Annotated in this window: 16 protein-coding genes; 13 read left to right on the forward strand and 3 right to left on the reverse strand. The window is 41.8% G+C overall.

All coding sequences use genetic code 11. The features are described 5' to 3' along the window. Positions 1 to 185: 185 nt before the first annotated feature. From ACSFVZ_RS13675 to trpA, 6 genes are read left to right on the forward strand one after another with little or no spacing between them, the layout of a single operon-like run. Positions 186 to 1754 carry an anthranilate synthase component 1 gene (locus ACSFVZ_RS13675; protein WP_435559080.1) on the forward strand — a complete coding sequence of 523 codons (1569 nt, stop codon included), beginning with the start codon at positions 186 to 188 and terminating at the stop codon, positions 1752 to 1754. After that, complete coding sequence (locus tag ACSFVZ_RS13680; RefSeq protein ID WP_062565123.1) at positions 1754 to 2359, forward strand: aminodeoxychorismate/anthranilate synthase component II; 606 nt, start codon at positions 1754 to 1756, stop codon at positions 2357 to 2359. Before ACSFVZ_RS13675 ends, ACSFVZ_RS13680 begins: the two co-directional genes overlap by 1 nt. A gap of 9 nt (positions 2360 to 2368) precedes the next feature. Beyond that, positions 2369 to 3388 carry an anthranilate phosphoribosyltransferase gene (trpD, locus tag ACSFVZ_RS13685; RefSeq protein ID WP_435559081.1) on the forward strand — a complete coding sequence of 340 codons (1020 nt, stop codon included), beginning with the start codon at positions 2369 to 2371 and terminating at the stop codon, positions 3386 to 3388. Next, positions 3381 to 4745, forward strand: a complete 1365-nt coding sequence (gene trpCF, locus ACSFVZ_RS13690) for a bifunctional indole-3-glycerol-phosphate synthase TrpC/phosphoribosylanthranilate isomerase TrpF (RefSeq protein WP_138557338.1) — start codon at positions 3381 to 3383, stop codon at positions 4743 to 4745. The genes trpD and trpCF overlap by 8 nt, the downstream gene beginning before the upstream one ends. Positions 4746 to 4752: 7 nt before the next feature. Further along, the gene (gene trpB, locus ACSFVZ_RS13695; protein ID WP_135925232.1) at positions 4753 to 5937 is read left to right on the forward strand and encodes a tryptophan synthase subunit beta; all 1185 of its coding nucleotides are present in this window, start codon (positions 4753 to 4755) and stop codon (positions 5935 to 5937) included. Further along, a complete protein-coding gene (trpA, locus tag ACSFVZ_RS13700; protein ID WP_199526206.1) occupies positions 5934 to 6746 on the forward strand; it encodes a tryptophan synthase subunit alpha in 813 nt (270 codons plus the stop codon). The genes trpB and trpA overlap by 4 nt, the downstream gene beginning before the upstream one ends. 228 nt (positions 6747 to 6974) lie before the next feature. On the opposite strand, the gene ACSFVZ_RS13705 is transcribed toward trpA, so the two are convergent. Further along, on the reverse strand, positions 6975 to 7538 hold the full coding sequence (locus tag ACSFVZ_RS13705) for a type 1 glutamine amidotransferase domain-containing protein (RefSeq protein WP_421967974.1): 564 nt from the start codon (positions 7536 to 7538) through the stop codon (positions 6975 to 6977). Positions 7539 to 7674: 136 nt separating this feature from the next. Then, positions 7675 to 7974 (reverse strand): HU family DNA-binding protein, encoded by a 300-nt coding sequence (locus tag ACSFVZ_RS13710; RefSeq protein WP_435559083.1) that lies wholly within the window; start codon positions 7972 to 7974, stop codon positions 7675 to 7677. A gap of 162 nt (positions 7975 to 8136) precedes the next feature. On the opposite strand from ACSFVZ_RS13710, the gene ACSFVZ_RS13715 reads away from it, so the two are divergent. After that, on the forward strand, positions 8137 to 8724 hold the full coding sequence (locus ACSFVZ_RS13715; RefSeq protein ID WP_135925239.1) for an inner membrane-spanning protein YciB: 588 nt from the start codon (positions 8137 to 8139) through the stop codon (positions 8722 to 8724). Positions 8725 to 8782: 58 nt separating this feature from the next. Further along, complete coding sequence (locus ACSFVZ_RS13720) at positions 8783 to 9421, forward strand: CPBP family glutamic-type intramembrane protease (RefSeq protein ID WP_188730278.1); 639 nt, start codon at positions 8783 to 8785, stop codon at positions 9419 to 9421. A 59-nt stretch (positions 9422 to 9480) separates the two neighbouring features. On the opposite strand, the gene ACSFVZ_RS13725 is transcribed toward ACSFVZ_RS13720, so the two are convergent. After that, positions 9481 to 10905, reverse strand: coding sequence for a sodium-dependent transporter (locus ACSFVZ_RS13725; RefSeq protein ID WP_199526209.1), 1425 nt, complete (start codon positions 10903 to 10905; stop codon positions 9481 to 9483). Positions 10906 to 11103: 198 nt separating this feature from the next. On the opposite strand from ACSFVZ_RS13725, the gene ACSFVZ_RS13730 reads away from it, so the two are divergent. From ACSFVZ_RS13730 to ACSFVZ_RS13750, 5 genes are all read left to right on the forward strand, one after another. Further along, positions 11104 to 11403 carry a YciI family protein gene (locus tag ACSFVZ_RS13730; RefSeq protein WP_135925245.1) on the forward strand — a complete coding sequence of 100 codons (300 nt, stop codon included), beginning with the start codon at positions 11104 to 11106 and terminating at the stop codon, positions 11401 to 11403. A gap of 151 nt (positions 11404 to 11554) precedes the next feature. Next, positions 11555 to 11806 carry a PepSY domain-containing protein gene (locus tag ACSFVZ_RS13735; RefSeq protein WP_138557333.1) on the forward strand — a complete coding sequence of 84 codons (252 nt, stop codon included), beginning with the start codon at positions 11555 to 11557 and terminating at the stop codon, positions 11804 to 11806. A 2-nt stretch (positions 11807 to 11808) separates the two neighbouring features. After that, complete coding sequence (locus tag ACSFVZ_RS13740; protein WP_054552907.1) at positions 11809 to 12483, forward strand: response regulator transcription factor; 675 nt, start codon at positions 11809 to 11811, stop codon at positions 12481 to 12483. Continuing rightward, the gene (locus ACSFVZ_RS13745) at positions 12477 to 13814 is read left to right on the forward strand and encodes an ATP-binding protein (protein ID WP_135925250.1); all 1338 of its coding nucleotides are present in this window, start codon (positions 12477 to 12479) and stop codon (positions 13812 to 13814) included. Before ACSFVZ_RS13740 ends, ACSFVZ_RS13745 begins: the two co-directional genes overlap by 7 nt. Next, entirely contained in the window at positions 13801 to 14220 is a 420-nt protein-coding gene (locus ACSFVZ_RS13750) for a hypothetical protein (RefSeq protein ID WP_435559084.1), read from the forward strand. The genes ACSFVZ_RS13745 and ACSFVZ_RS13750 overlap by 14 nt, the downstream gene beginning before the upstream one ends. The last annotated feature ends 13 nt before the right edge of the window (positions 14221 to 14233 follow it).

The raw sequence follows: 14233 nt of genomic DNA on the forward strand, positions 1-14233 counted from the left end.
TCTAAATTTTAAGGTTTTATAATGAATTACATAGCAACTCTTACACATCATTGGTGGTGGCGCCTGGCTTAGCGGGACGGTAAGGGTCTATCTAATTTATAGGCATCTTTATACGAACCCCGCCAAGCATCGCTTTGCGGGGTTTTGTTTTTTAAAGAGTTTTTGGGAATGAGGGAGAATGAGGTTTGATTTTTAGTCATATAACAACGACACCGGGTGAAGTAACCAGTATCACTCAAGTGCGCGATTACATAAGTAGCCCACTTGCGTTATACAGTTTACTCGATAAGCCTAATTCACTGCTGTTAGAGTCTGCTGAAATTGATTCTAAAGACAGTGTAAAAAGTCTAATTTTGGTTGACTCAGCGCTACGTATTGTTTGCCAAGGCAAACAGGTCACACTCACTGCACAGTCAAATAACGGCAAACAATTACTGCCTTATTTACAAACTCATGTGCAAAACTGCTCTGCAGAGCTTGTAGAAGACACATTAACCTTAACCTACAACGAGATTGCCAGCGATATTGATGAAGCCAGTAAACTAGTTGCAGATAACGCATTTAGTGCACTACGCAGCTGCATAAATAGTATTAAAAGCACCACAGACAATCCGTTTTCTGTGTTTTTAGGTGGTGTGTTTGCCTACGATATGGTTGCTAATTTCGAAACTCTTTCTGATGTGCCTGACGGCGAAAATAGCTGCCCTGATTATGTTTTCTACCTCGCCGAAACGTTAGTTGTCATCGACCATCAAGCAAAAACAACCGAGCTAATTGGCAATGTGTTTAACGGCCCACAAGTTCATGCTAATTGTTTTGAGGTTGGTCAACAGTTAGAGCGTTTAAATGCCGTATGTGACAATGCACAAAGCTATCAAGGGCAAAAGCAAGCAGGCTCAAACCCAATTTCTGTTGATGTTAGCGACGAGCAATACTGCGAACATGTCATCAAGTTGAAAAAGAACATCGTTGATGGCGATATTTTCCAAGTTGTTCCGTCACGTACTTTTTCTCTCGCCTGCCCTGACTCACTTCATGCTTACAGCCAATTAAAACTACAAAACCCAAGCCCATATATGTTTTATATGCGCGATGAAGAATTTGTGTTATTTGGCGCATCGCCCGAGTCAGCCCTCAAATATTGCCCAGAGAGTAAACAAGTTGAGGTATACCCTATTGCCGGCACTCGCCCTCGAGGCAAGTTTGCTAACGGGCAAATTAATCCAGACCTAGACAGCCGCATTGAGCTTGAACTTCGCAACGACCAAAAAGAGCGTGCTGAGCACCTTATGCTAGTTGATTTAGCGCGAAATGATGTTGCCCGTATTAGCGTACCAGGCACACGTCACGCGAAAGAATTATTAAAAGTAGACCGCTATTCACAAGTGATGCACTTAGTTTCACGTGTTGTTGGCACTTTAAAGCCTGAACTCGATGCGCTGCATGCCTACCAAGCCTGTATGAACATGGGCACCTTGGTGGGCGCGCCTAAAGTTCGCGCCGCTGAATTAGTTCGTCAAACCGAACAAAAACGCCGCGGCAGCTATGGTGGTGCTGTGGGTTATTTAACAGGTGATGGTGCCATGGATAGCTGTATTGTGATTCGCTCTGCCTTTGTTAAAAACGGCACAGCCTATGTGCAAGCAGGTGCAGGTGTGGTGTTTGATTCAGATCCACAATCAGAAGCCAATGAAACCCGTGCTAAAGCACAAGCTGTGATCACTGCGATTCAATCGACTTACGAGGCACAATAATGACGACAACATCAGCCTATAAAATCTACTTTTTAGATAACTTTGATTCATTTAGTTATAACTTAGTCGATGAACTTTCTATGTTAGGGTGCCAGTTAGTGGTATACCGTAATAACATCAGTGCACAAAGCATCTTCGACAAAATGTGCCAAGAGACAGTGCCTGTATTATTAGTGCTTTCACCTGGTCCTGGCGCGCCATCTGATGCGGGTTGTTTAATGGAGCTCATTGAACTGTGTAAAGGCCGCTTCCCGATGCTGGGTATCTGTTTAGGACAGCAAGCTCTAACACAAAGCTACGGCGGGGTTATTGGTCATGCCGGCGAAACTGTGCATGGCAAGTCATCAATTATTACGTTGACTGAGCACCCAGTATTCGCAGGTATGGGCGATAAAATGCCAGTTGCTCGTTATCATTCATTAATGGCAACTAAAGTCCCTGATGATGTTGAAGTAATTGCTTGTTATGAAAATATTCCAATGGCAATTTACCATCAACAAGATAATGCCCTTGGCTATCAGTTTCATCCTGAGTCAATTTTAACGCCAAATGGCGCATTGCTATTACAGCAAAGCATTGAATTTTTAACCGCACGCGTGCAGTAGAGGAATAACATGGAAGCAACAACTCAAACCCAGTTAAACCAATTATTAGCAAAGCAAGATTTATCGTTTTCGCAAGCAACTGCATTGTTTGATGCCATCATGAATGGCCAGCTTAATGATATTGAATTAACTGCTGCACTTATCGCCCTAAAACTAAAAGGCGAAACAAGTGATGAAATCGCCGGTGCGGCAGCATCAATGCGCGCCAATGCAGTGCCATTTAAAACCAGCAAAACCTTGCTTGCAGATAGCTGTGGTACCGGTGGCGATGGCTCAAACACCATTAATATTAGTACCACTGCTGCTATTGTAGCCGCCGCTGCGGGCATCAACATGGTCAAGCATGGTAATCGCAGTGTATCGAGTAATTCTGGCTCAGCGGATTTACTAAAAGCCTTGGGTATCAATATCGATATGAGCCCTGAGCAAGCGGCCTATTGTTTAGAAAATACGGGGTTTGCATTTTTATTTGCACCGCATTATCACAGTGGTGTACGCCATGCGATGGGCGTGCGAACAGCCCTTAAAAGCCGCACAATTTTTAATATTTTAGGGCCGCTGGCAAACCCTGCAGCCCCTGAGGTGCAATTGCTTGGTGTTTATGACCCTTCGCTGTGTTTACCAATGGCCGAAACCTTAAAAACCCTTGGCACAAAACGCGCCATGGTGGTTCACGGTGCAGGCACTGACGAAATTGCCTTGCACGGGACAACCAAAGTGGTTGAGCTAAATAACGGTGAACTGAGCGAATACACGCTAACAGCGAGCGATTTTGGTCTTGCAAACTATTCACTTGAACAACTTGCAGGCCAAGGGCCAGAATATAACGCAAAAGCAAGCTTAGCGATTTTACAAGGTCAAGGTGAGATGGCGCATAACGCAGCCATTATAGCCAACGTTGCCGCCCTTCTTTATTTAACCGATAAAGCAAGTGATTTAAAAGCAGCCGCAGATCAAGTAAGCGAATTATTAGCATCAGGTAAAGCGATGGACACATTGAACGCAATTATTGAGGTAAGTCATGGCTAACGTGTTAGACAAAATTGTTGCCGACAAACGCATTGAATTAGAACAAAGAAAAGCACAGCGCCCGCTTGAGTCATTCATTGGCGATGTTGTGCCAACCAAGCGTGACTTTGAAGCGGCGTTAGCAGCAACAGGCACACAATTTATTTTAGAGTGTAAAAAGGCCTCACCGTCAAAAGGGCTTATTCGCGAACCATTCAATTTAGACGAAATTACATCGGTTTATAAAAAATACGCAACTTGTATGAGCGTATTAACTGACGAAAAATATTTCCAAGGTAGCTATCAGTACCTCGAATACGTGCGCAGCCAAGTGGAGCAGCCGCTTATTTGTAAAGACTTCTTTATTGATGAGTACCAAGTTTACTTAGCACGCTTATCTGGTGGTGATGCCATTTTATTAATGCTCTCAGTCCTTGATGACGAGCAATATTTAGCGCTTCACAAAGTGGCTGACTCTTTAAACATGTCGGTACTAACAGAAGTCAGTAATGAGCAAGAAGTAAGTCGTGCACTTGCACTTAATGCCAGCCTAATTGGTATTAATAACCGCGACCTTCGTGATTTAAGTACTGATCTTGCAACAACAGAGCGATTACGCCAGCTTATCCCAAATGACAAAGTGGTTATTTCAGAGTCGGGCATTTATACCCATAAAGATGTAAAACGCCTTGCGCCACTGTGCGATGGCTTTTTAATTGGCAGCTCACTAATGGCTGAGCGCGACTTAGAAGCCGCATGTCGTAAAGTCATTTTAGGTGAAAACAAAGTGTGCGGTTTAACTCGTTCACAAGATGCGATGGCAGCCTATGCCAGTGGTGCGGTGTATGGTGGCTTAATTTTTTATCCTAAGTCACCGCGCTATGTTGATATCGACTGTGCCAAGCAAGTTACGCAAAGTGCCCCACTCGCGTATGTAGGTGTGTTTGTCAATGCGCCTCTTGAACAAGTGGTCGATTATGCTCAAAGCTTGAAACTAGCTGCAGTGCAATTACATGGTGACGAGAATAGCGAGTATATTCAAAGTCTCAGAAAGCAATTACCGCTTGGCTGTGAAATTTGGAAAGCCCAAGCCGTTAAAGGTGAATTACCTAAACCGCTTGAAGGGGTTGACCGCCATTTATACGATACTTACAGCAAAAGCCAAAAAGGCGGCACTGGCGAAGCATTTGATTGGTCTGTGCTAGAGACGGCAACGGTACCTTTTATGTTAGCCGGTGGTTTGAATCCAGAGAATATTCATGCAGCGCTTTATCGCGGTGCTAATGGCCTTGACCTAAATTCTGGCGTTGAAACGTCAGCGGGCAAAAAGTGCCAAACAAAATTACAAAATGCGTTTTCGCATATCAGAAATTATTGAGGTTAGAATGCAAAATCCAGCTTATTTCGGTGAATTCGGTGGTATGTTTGTACCACAGCTGCTTGTGCCGGCACTCAAGCAACTAGAAGCAGAGTTTAATAAATCACAAAACGATCCAGCTTTTCAGGCTGAGTTTGAAAAGCTATTAAATGAATACGCAGGTCGTCCTACGCCATTAACTCTGACACGTAACTTAGTTAAAAATCCTAAGGTAAAACTGTATTTAAAGCGTGAAGATTTACTCCATGGTGGTGCGCACAAAACCAACCAAGTACTTGGTCAGGCATTGCTCACCAAGCGTATGGGTAAAAAAGAAGTGATTGCAGAAACAGGTGCCGGCCAACACGGTGTTGCAACGGCCCTTGCGTGTGCCCTACTTGGCTTAAAATGCCGTGTTTACATGGGTGCAAAAGACGTTGAACGTCAGCAACCAAACGTATTTCGTATGAAACTAATGGGTGCAGAGGTTATTCCTGTCACAGCAGGCTCTGGTACTTTAAAAGACGCAGTAAACGAAGCATTGCGTGACTGGTCAGCAAATTATAAAGATGCTCACTATTTACTTGGCACTGCAGCAGGCCCTCACCCATTCCCAACCATGGTGCGTGAGTTCCAAAAAATGATTGGTGAAGAAGCAAAACAACAAGTGCTTAAAGCTGAAGGGCGCTTACCGGATGCGGTGCTGGCTTGTGTAGGTGGTGGTTCTAACGCCATTGGTATGTTCACAGACTTTATTGATGAGCCAAGCGTAAAACTAATTGGTGTAGAACCCGCTGGTAAAGGCTTAGATACCCATCAACACGGTGCTACGCTATGTAAAGGCACAAAAGGCATTTTACACGGTACCTATACTTATATTATGCAAAATGACGATGGCCAAATTGAAGAGTCTTATTCTGTATCAGCAGGTCTTGATTACCCAGCTGTAGGCCCACAGCATGCTCATTTGCATGAAACTGGCCGTGCAGAGTACGTTGGTATTAGCGATACTGAAGCGCTTGAAGCGTTCCAACTACTGGCTAAAAACGAAGGGATTATTCCAGCGCTTGAATCAAGCCATGCCCTCGCATACGCCCTTAAATATGCCGAACAACAAACCGAAGACACTATTTTAGTAGTAAACCTAAGTGGCCGAGGCGATAAAGATTTGGCTCACGTACACAGTGTTTTATCAGAAGGAGGCGCGCTATGAGCCAGACCAACCGTTACGGACAAATGTTCGCCACATTAAATGAAACGAATCAAGGTGCCTTTGTACCGTTTGTTACTATTGGTGATCCTAATAAAGCACTCAGCGTAGAAATCATTAAAAGCTTAATTGATGGCGGTGCTGATGCCCTTGAGCTTGGTATTCCGTTTTCAGATCCGATTGCAGATGGCCCGGTGATCCAAGCTGCCAACATTCGTGCGCTTGATGAAAACATTAATACCCAAGATTGCTTTGATATCATCAAACAAGTGCGCCAGTACAATGCCGATATTCCAATTGGCCTGTTATTGTATTCAAACCTTGTGTTTAAGCGTGGCCTTGAAAAGTTCTATCAAGATGCTAAAGAAGCAGGTGTTGATTCAATTTTAGTGGCTGACGTACCGCTGCATGAATCAAAGCTGTTTCGCCAAACAGCAATGAAAAATGGCATCGACCCAATTTTTATTGCTACACCGAATGCAGATGATGACACTCTTCGAGAATGTGCTTCATATGGTCGTGGTTATACATACCTTCTTTCACGCGCAGGTGTAACAGGCACAGAAACCAAGGCACAAATGCCAGCAGATTCATTAGTCAAAAAGCTAAAAGATTACCATGCTGCACCGGCATTATTAGGCTTTGGCGTATCAACACCGGAAGATGTTAAATCAGCACTCGATTCAGGGGCTGCTGGTGCGATTTCAGGCTCTGCGGTTGTTAAAATCATCGAGGCGAACCTTGATGACCAAGCAGCAATGCTAACTGGTTTAAAAGAGTTTGTAGCCAGTATGAAAGCCGCTACAAAGTAAGTTGTTTTATTACTTAAAAAGGGCCTTAAAGGCCCTTTTATGTATCTACTCATTAATTATTAATGGTGGCGGTGGATGCCGTCAATACTAATTCGCTTAATTAAGCGGGCTTTTTGAGGCAAGAAAACCTGTTCGGTAACAAGGCAAAAATTTTGTAGTTTAGTTGCTCTAAATAAAAAATTTTTAACGCAGTTAACGTAAGGTTTAATCCCTCAAAATGAGTGCGTATTAGTGCGAGTTGGTATCTATCTCTTCGATAAACTTACGATTAAAAGCCTCTAAGTCGGCTGGGCTTCGGCTTGTGACTATGCCATCATCAACACACACCTCTTGATCAACCCAATTAGCTCCTGCATTGATTAAATCAGTTTTGATACTTGGGTATGACGTCACTTTGCGGTCACGTAGTTTGTTAATTTCGGCTAGTAACCATGGGCCGTGGCAAATCGCAGCGATAGGCTTGTTTTTGCCTGCACTGAAAAAGCCATCAACAAAGGCTTTAGCTTCACTGTTTTGGCGTAAAGTATCTGGATTAAATAAACCGCCCGGTAATAATAGAGCATCATATTCACTTGAATCTGTCTCACTGACGATGCGGTCAACGCTTACACGTTTTCCCCATTGATTTTCATCCCAACCAGTAATGTCATCTCTTTCAAGCGAAACAACTTCGACTTCAGCCCCTGCTTCAAGCAACGCACTGCGCGGTGATAGCAGCTCACTCTGCTCAAAACCATTTGTTGCTAATATCGCTACTTTCTTACCGTTTAGTTGGCTATTTAGATTTGACATGCTATCTCCTTATTTGTGAAAACTCACACTAATACAGCAGACACCATGCCAAATATAACCAACTGAAAATATTGAATTTATTTAAAATTCAAAGCGACACACCCTGTAAAAGCTACAAGACCTTTGCAAATCCTGCTTATAGGGCGTCTTTTAGGGCTTTTGCAGGTTTAAAAACAGGTTTGTTGGCGCCTTCAATTTCAATTTCTTCACCAGTTTGTGGGTTGCGCCCTTTTCGGGCAGGGTAATAACTCAAGGCAAACGTACCAAAGCCATTAATTTGCACTTGGTCACCCTCAGAAAGTGACTTTTCGATAGCATTTAACATGCTCGTTAAAGCTGCTTGTGTGTCTTTTTTTGTTAATTCGCTGTGGGCAGCCATTTGAGATACTAGTGCGGCTTTATTCATAAAATGCTCCAAAATACGCCGCTTAATCATCTGAGGTTAAGCGGAAAAAGATAAGGTAAAACAACCTAAACGCAGGTTTAGGCCAGATTGGCTCGGGAGGCTAAGCTTTCAGGGCAACTAAGTCAACCTTGTATCTTGCGCAATAACTTGATACAACCCAGTATCATTTTAAATTAGAGCATTTATAAACCTATGCATGCGATTATTGAATACATCCCGCTGATTTTGTTTTTTGCGGTTTTCAAGTTAGTTGATATTTATTGGGCAACAGCCTTGCTGATGCTAACCACCTTAATTCAAGTTGCTTATTGTTATTTTAAAGATGGCAAAGTACCAACCCGTCACTGGGTGTTTTTTGCTATAGCGGTGGTATTAGGTACGCTGACCTTAGTATTCCACGACGAGCAGTTTGTAAAATGGAAAGCCACCATTGTTTATGCCATTTTCAGTGTCACTTTGTTAGTAAGCCGCTATGTGCTTGGCAAAAATCTTGTGAAAAAAGCACTTAGCTCAGTTTTAGAAAATGCCTCTGAAAGTAAACAAGAAATTGATGTACCAGAAGCACTATGGAATAAACTTAACCTGTTTTGGGTTGCAGTGACCGCAGGTATCTCTGCGCTAAATATCTATATTGCCTATAACTTCTCGCTCGATTTTTGGGTTAACTTTAAAGTGTTTGGTTTAATGGGTATTACCTTTGTTTGCGTGTTAGCAACGATCATTGCCCTTTTCAAATACTTACCTGAAGATGACGAAAAGAAAGATCCTAAGCAATCTTAATGTCATAAATCTGTCGTCTTAGCTTGTTAGCGTAAATAAAAAACACGCTGAGACGACATTGAACGCTAACCAATACCGCTGGTTTGAATTTACCCTCATATTTGTTTCTTTACCGCTATTAGGCTTTTTTCTGCGTGCCTATCTCGCGAACTGGCTTATTCCTGCCCTTATTATTTTAATGACTGTTTGCGGCATGTTGCTGTTATCAGACCCCCACTTTAAGCGTTTTCGTTTAACTAGCCTTGGGCAATTTAGTGCGGTAAAACGTCGCTTATTTAGTTTTTTCTTTTTAGGGGCGCTATTCTCAGGGATGTTTTACGGTATCATGAATCAAGAAAACTGGTTTTCACTGCCAAGAAATTCATTTAACGATTGGCTAATGTTGCTATTGCTCTACCCCATTTTATCGGTGATGCCGCAAGAGCTTATTTTTAGAACTTACTTTTTTCACCGCTATAAACGGATTATGCCAAGTAAAACCGTGCGTATCATCGTCAGTGCATCGGTGTTTGCGTTGGCTCACATTGTCTATGCGAATGTACTCGCAGTACTGCTAGCATTTTTAGGTGGGCTGCTGTTTTCTTACACCTATGCGCAAAGCCGTTCTACCTTCGTGTGTGTAATTGAACACAGTTTATGGGGGTTATGGATGTTTACGCTTGGCTTAGGTGATGTGCTTGATGCAGGGGCCTTTTAATATAAAAAGAGAGGCATAAAAAAGCCGCGCAAGTGCGCGGCTGAGTATTGAGCTGGCTTTTAAAATCCGAAAATACTAAATGCAAAAAACTTTGTTGCGACCGTATTTACAAAGATAAGTAATAAAATTGCCGGAATAAACGTTGATAGCGAAAAGTTCACATACTTCTCTGTAAAACTACCGATATACCCTTCAGAGCCTTGGCTTAACTCTTCAGAAAGGTTCGCTTTTTTCCAACGATACATAACGAATAAACACACCATTAAACCATTAAGAGGTAAAATCGTGTCGTAAAACACATCATAAACAATATCGAATAAGCTCTTATCCGCACCGCCGTAACTAACAAAATTTGTTAATGATTCAACCATACCAAACGACATCGTGCACAGCACAGTTAAAACACCGGTTGATAAAGTTAAAATAGCTAACGCTTTTTTACGGCTAATGCCTTTGCGATCACTTAATGAAGCTGTCGGTACCTCAACAATCGATACAAGCGATGTAATTGCAGCAAAAAAGACTAATAAGAAGAATACAAACGCTACAACTGATGCACCCACGTAACCAATATCAGCTTGAAGCGCTAATAAAATTTTCGGTAAGTATACAAAAATCATCGACACTGATGAGTCAGATAACGTACTTGGATCTGTATTCGGGTTAAAACTAAAAATAGCCGGTAACACCATAAGACCCGCAATAAAGGCAACAAGAGAGTCTGTTACAGCAACCATTTTAGCACTGCCAACAATATCGTCTTTCTTAGAGATATAAGATGCATAGGTCATTAAAATACCCATACCCAGTGACAATGAGAAAAACGCTTGAGCTAATGCACCATTTAAAACGCTCGCATCCATTTTACTGAAATCAGGAACGATGTAGTACTTCACACCTGCCATGGCATTATCCAGTGTTAAAACGTAAACAACCAGCGCAGTGAGTAGTACAAATAAAGCTGGCATCATAAACTTAGCCGCTTTCTCGATACCTTCTTTTACACCACCAACCAGAATCAAGTTAACAATGATTGCAACCACGGCCATATAGCCAAACACTGTGTAGCTATTGATAAAAGTGCCAAAATTATCAGGCTGTGCTAAGGCATCTAGATTACCGAATGCAGTTTGCGATAAATAACCGAAAATCCATACGGTGATCACCATGTAAAAAACGGCAATCATAAACGGCGTTAATACCGCTAAAAAGCCAGCAAAGTTCCATTTTGGATCATTACCCGCTAAGATTTTGTATGAACCAAGCGGATCTTTCTGTGCTTTTCGGCCCATCGCCATTTCGGCCATCATCACAGGCAAACAGATAAAAATCACAAACAGTGCATAAACTAAAAGAAAAGCACCACCACCGTTTTTTGTAGCTGAAACAGGAAAACCTACTAAGTTTCCGATACCTACAGCAGAACCGGCTGCCGCTAAAATAAAACCGAGGCGGGAGCTAAAGTGCTCGCGTTTTTCGCTCATTTAAAAACCTTATTATTATTTTCTCAACCCAGCGACTCTACCAGTGTTACACCGCGTATTTCAAGCTTTATAAGTGAAAGCTATAAGCAAAGCTGTAAAGATTATTTAGCGACTGAACACATATGTATGACACAATAATCTCTCGTCTATTGCTAACAATATGCTACTATTTTCTAAAAATAACATTGAGAACTCACTATGCTGTATATGATTTATTCAACTGATGTTGAAAATAGTTTAGAAGCCCGCAAATCTGCACGCCCAGCTCACTTAGCTCGCCTTCAAGAGTTAGACGATCAAAATCGTTTATTCACAGCAGGCCCTCTTCCTGCAATTGATAGCGAAGACCCAGCTGAGGCTGGTTTTACAGGCTCATTGGTGGTCGCGCAATTTGATTCATTAGAAGCAGCACGCGAATGGGCAGCAAACGACCCTTATATTGCTGCAGGTGTTTATGACAACTCAGTAGTAAAACCATTTAAAAAGGTGTTTGGTTAAAGCCTGAACTCAACTGAATCAATAATTCAGTGTTTGTTCACGGCTTATTAACTAAGATCTGGCTATCAAATTACAGAATTTAACGTAATTACTTGAATTTTAGTTAATTGGTTAATTAAACTAAATGGGTCTGGTTTAGGAGTTCCCCGTCATGCGCATATTATTAGCCTTCAGTTTTAGTCTTTTATTTGCATTATCAAGCTTTCATGCTGATGCCAATAAAAACCAAGCACCTGAGGTGACTAAAAAGCAAGCTGTGATGATTGCCAAAAAGTCTGAAGATGGCCGAACCCTAAAAATCACAGAGCAAGACAAAGTATTTACCGTAAGAATTTTAAAAACGAACGGCCATGTGGTTGACGTCCATGTGAACAAAAAGACTGGCGAAGTGAAAAAGGATTAAGAATGCGAATTTTAGTTATTGAAGATGATTTACACTTAGCAGATAACCTTCGTAATGCTCTAGAAAAAGAGCGTTATAGCGTTGACCTTTGTCACGATGGTGAAGCTGGTTTATTCCACATTACTGAGTACCCGCTTGATATGGCGGTGGTAGATTTAGGCCTTCCAAAAGTAGACGGTATCGAATTAATTACCAAAGCTCGCGCTCAAGGCATTACCATCCCTATTTTGATTTTGACGGCGCGTGACCGTTGGCAAGATAAAGTAGAAGGCCTCGATGCAGGTGCTGATGATTACCTTACAAAACCGTTTCATGTTGAAGAGCTAATTGCCCGCTGTAATGCCCTTATCCGTAGAAGTGCAGGTAAAGCAAATCCAGAAATGACAGCTGGTCCTATCAAAATTCATACTCGCTCACAGCAAGTGTGGGTTAACGATAAAGAACTTAGCTTGACTGCATACGAATACAAAGTGTTAGAGTACCTAATGGTTAACCCTCAAAAGGTAATTTCTAAATCTGAGCTAACAGAGCACATTTACGATCAAGACTTCGACCTTGATTCAAACGTAATCGAAGTATTCGTATTGCGTTTACGTAAAAAGCTTGACCCTGATGGCACCCTTAACCCAGTTGAAACATTACGCGGCCGTGGTTATAGGCTTAAAAGTCAGTGGTAGCATCGCAAATACCGCTTAAAGTAAGGCAAGGATTTATCCTTGTCTTTGTTTTATTAGTCGCCCTACCAATTCTGTTTTTCTCAATTGGTAAGGCTTATTACGCCTCTTTGGTCGAAGCGACCGAAAAAACCCTTGAAGCTCACTTATATTCATTAATCTCTGAAGTCGATTTCACCGAACGCGGCATTGTTATGCCAAGTACCATCTTAACTCCAGAGCTAAATAGATTGAACTCAGATACCTATGCGATGATTTATCGCGGCGACTTACCTGTTTGGTATTCTGAATCAGCCACCAACATCAACTTTATTCCTGATAACTTTGAAGCTCCAGCAGGCTCTGCTGACTTTCGCCGTGTTGAATACAACAATACCGTGTACTGGCAATTAACACTTACCGTTATTTTAGAAAACATTGACCAATCGGAGCATGCCCGTTTTATCTTATTAAAACGTAATGATGCTCTACTTAGGCTGATGGATGGCTTTAAACAAACACTGGTTAATTGGATGTATGTGATGGGTGTGGCCATTGCTGCGCTGATGGCAATTGGTTTTGTGTGGAGTGCAAGACCACTGCAGCGTCTCGATAAAGAAATTAAAGCCATTGAATCGGGCGATAACCAGCAAATAAAAGGTCTTTACCCGGTTGAGTTGCAAACTATTAAAGCCGACTTAAACTTATTGCTTGAATCGCAGCAGCGCCAAAAAGAGCGTTACCGCGCATCATTAAGCGATCTTGCTCATGCATTAAAAACGCCATTGGCAGTGCTTAAGTCAAGCCCATTAGCCAATGATGCTGATGCACAAGAGCAATTGGATCGTATTAATGTGATGATCGAACATCAATTAAAACGTGCCGCTACGGGTGCCTCTGATACATGGAAAAAGCAAACCCATATTAAGCCGGTTATCGAGTCAATTTTAAGTGCAATGAGTAAAGTGTATCGCGATAAAGATATTATTTTCACTTCTGAGGTCAGTGAAAAAGATTATTTTTTAGGTGATAAAACAGATTTAATGGAACTGCTTGGTAATTTAATCGATAATGCTTGTAAAGCTTGCCGTTCGCAAGTCGATATAAAGGTTAAGCAAAATAAGCAATTAACTCTCAGCATTTGTGATGATGGACCAGGTGTCCCAGAGCAAAAACGTGAATCGCTACTAACCCGCGGCACCCGACTCGATACATATGAGAGTGGGCATGGTGTTGGTATGGCCATCGTATCAGATTTAGTAAACTCATATAATGGCACATTGACTATCCGAGATGCAGAAAAACTGGGTGGTGCTGAGTTTATATTAGAGTTTAATTATCATGATAAAAAATAAACAATTCACTATAACACTCACTTTGTGCGTTGCTCTTGTAACACTGGCATCACAGGCTTCACAAGCACCACATGATTGCCAGTTAACAAGCAACAATACCGAAGAAACTAAGCGTTATATTCAATGTCTTGACCAAGTGATTAGCGATTTGCAACGCGATCAAAAAATGTGGGTAAATAAACTCACTATGGATATTGAAAAAATCAAAGAAGACACGGGAAATAGTCAATTACTGCCTATCTTTAAAAGAAGCTTAGTGAATCAAGAGCGCTATCTAGAAGACAGCTGTCGTTGGCGATACTTAAATGAAATGCCAAACGCAACCAAAGCAGCCATTACCTATAAGCTTTGTGAAATAAATATCCTTAGTAATCACTTAAATATTCTAAAACAACCTCTTAAATAAAAGGCGCGTTAGC

This window comes from Pseudoalteromonas nanhaiensis (genome assembly GCF_051235485.1).
In the GTDB taxonomy this organism is placed as follows: domain Bacteria; phylum Pseudomonadota; class Gammaproteobacteria; order Enterobacterales; family Alteromonadaceae; genus Pseudoalteromonas; species Pseudoalteromonas lipolytica_C.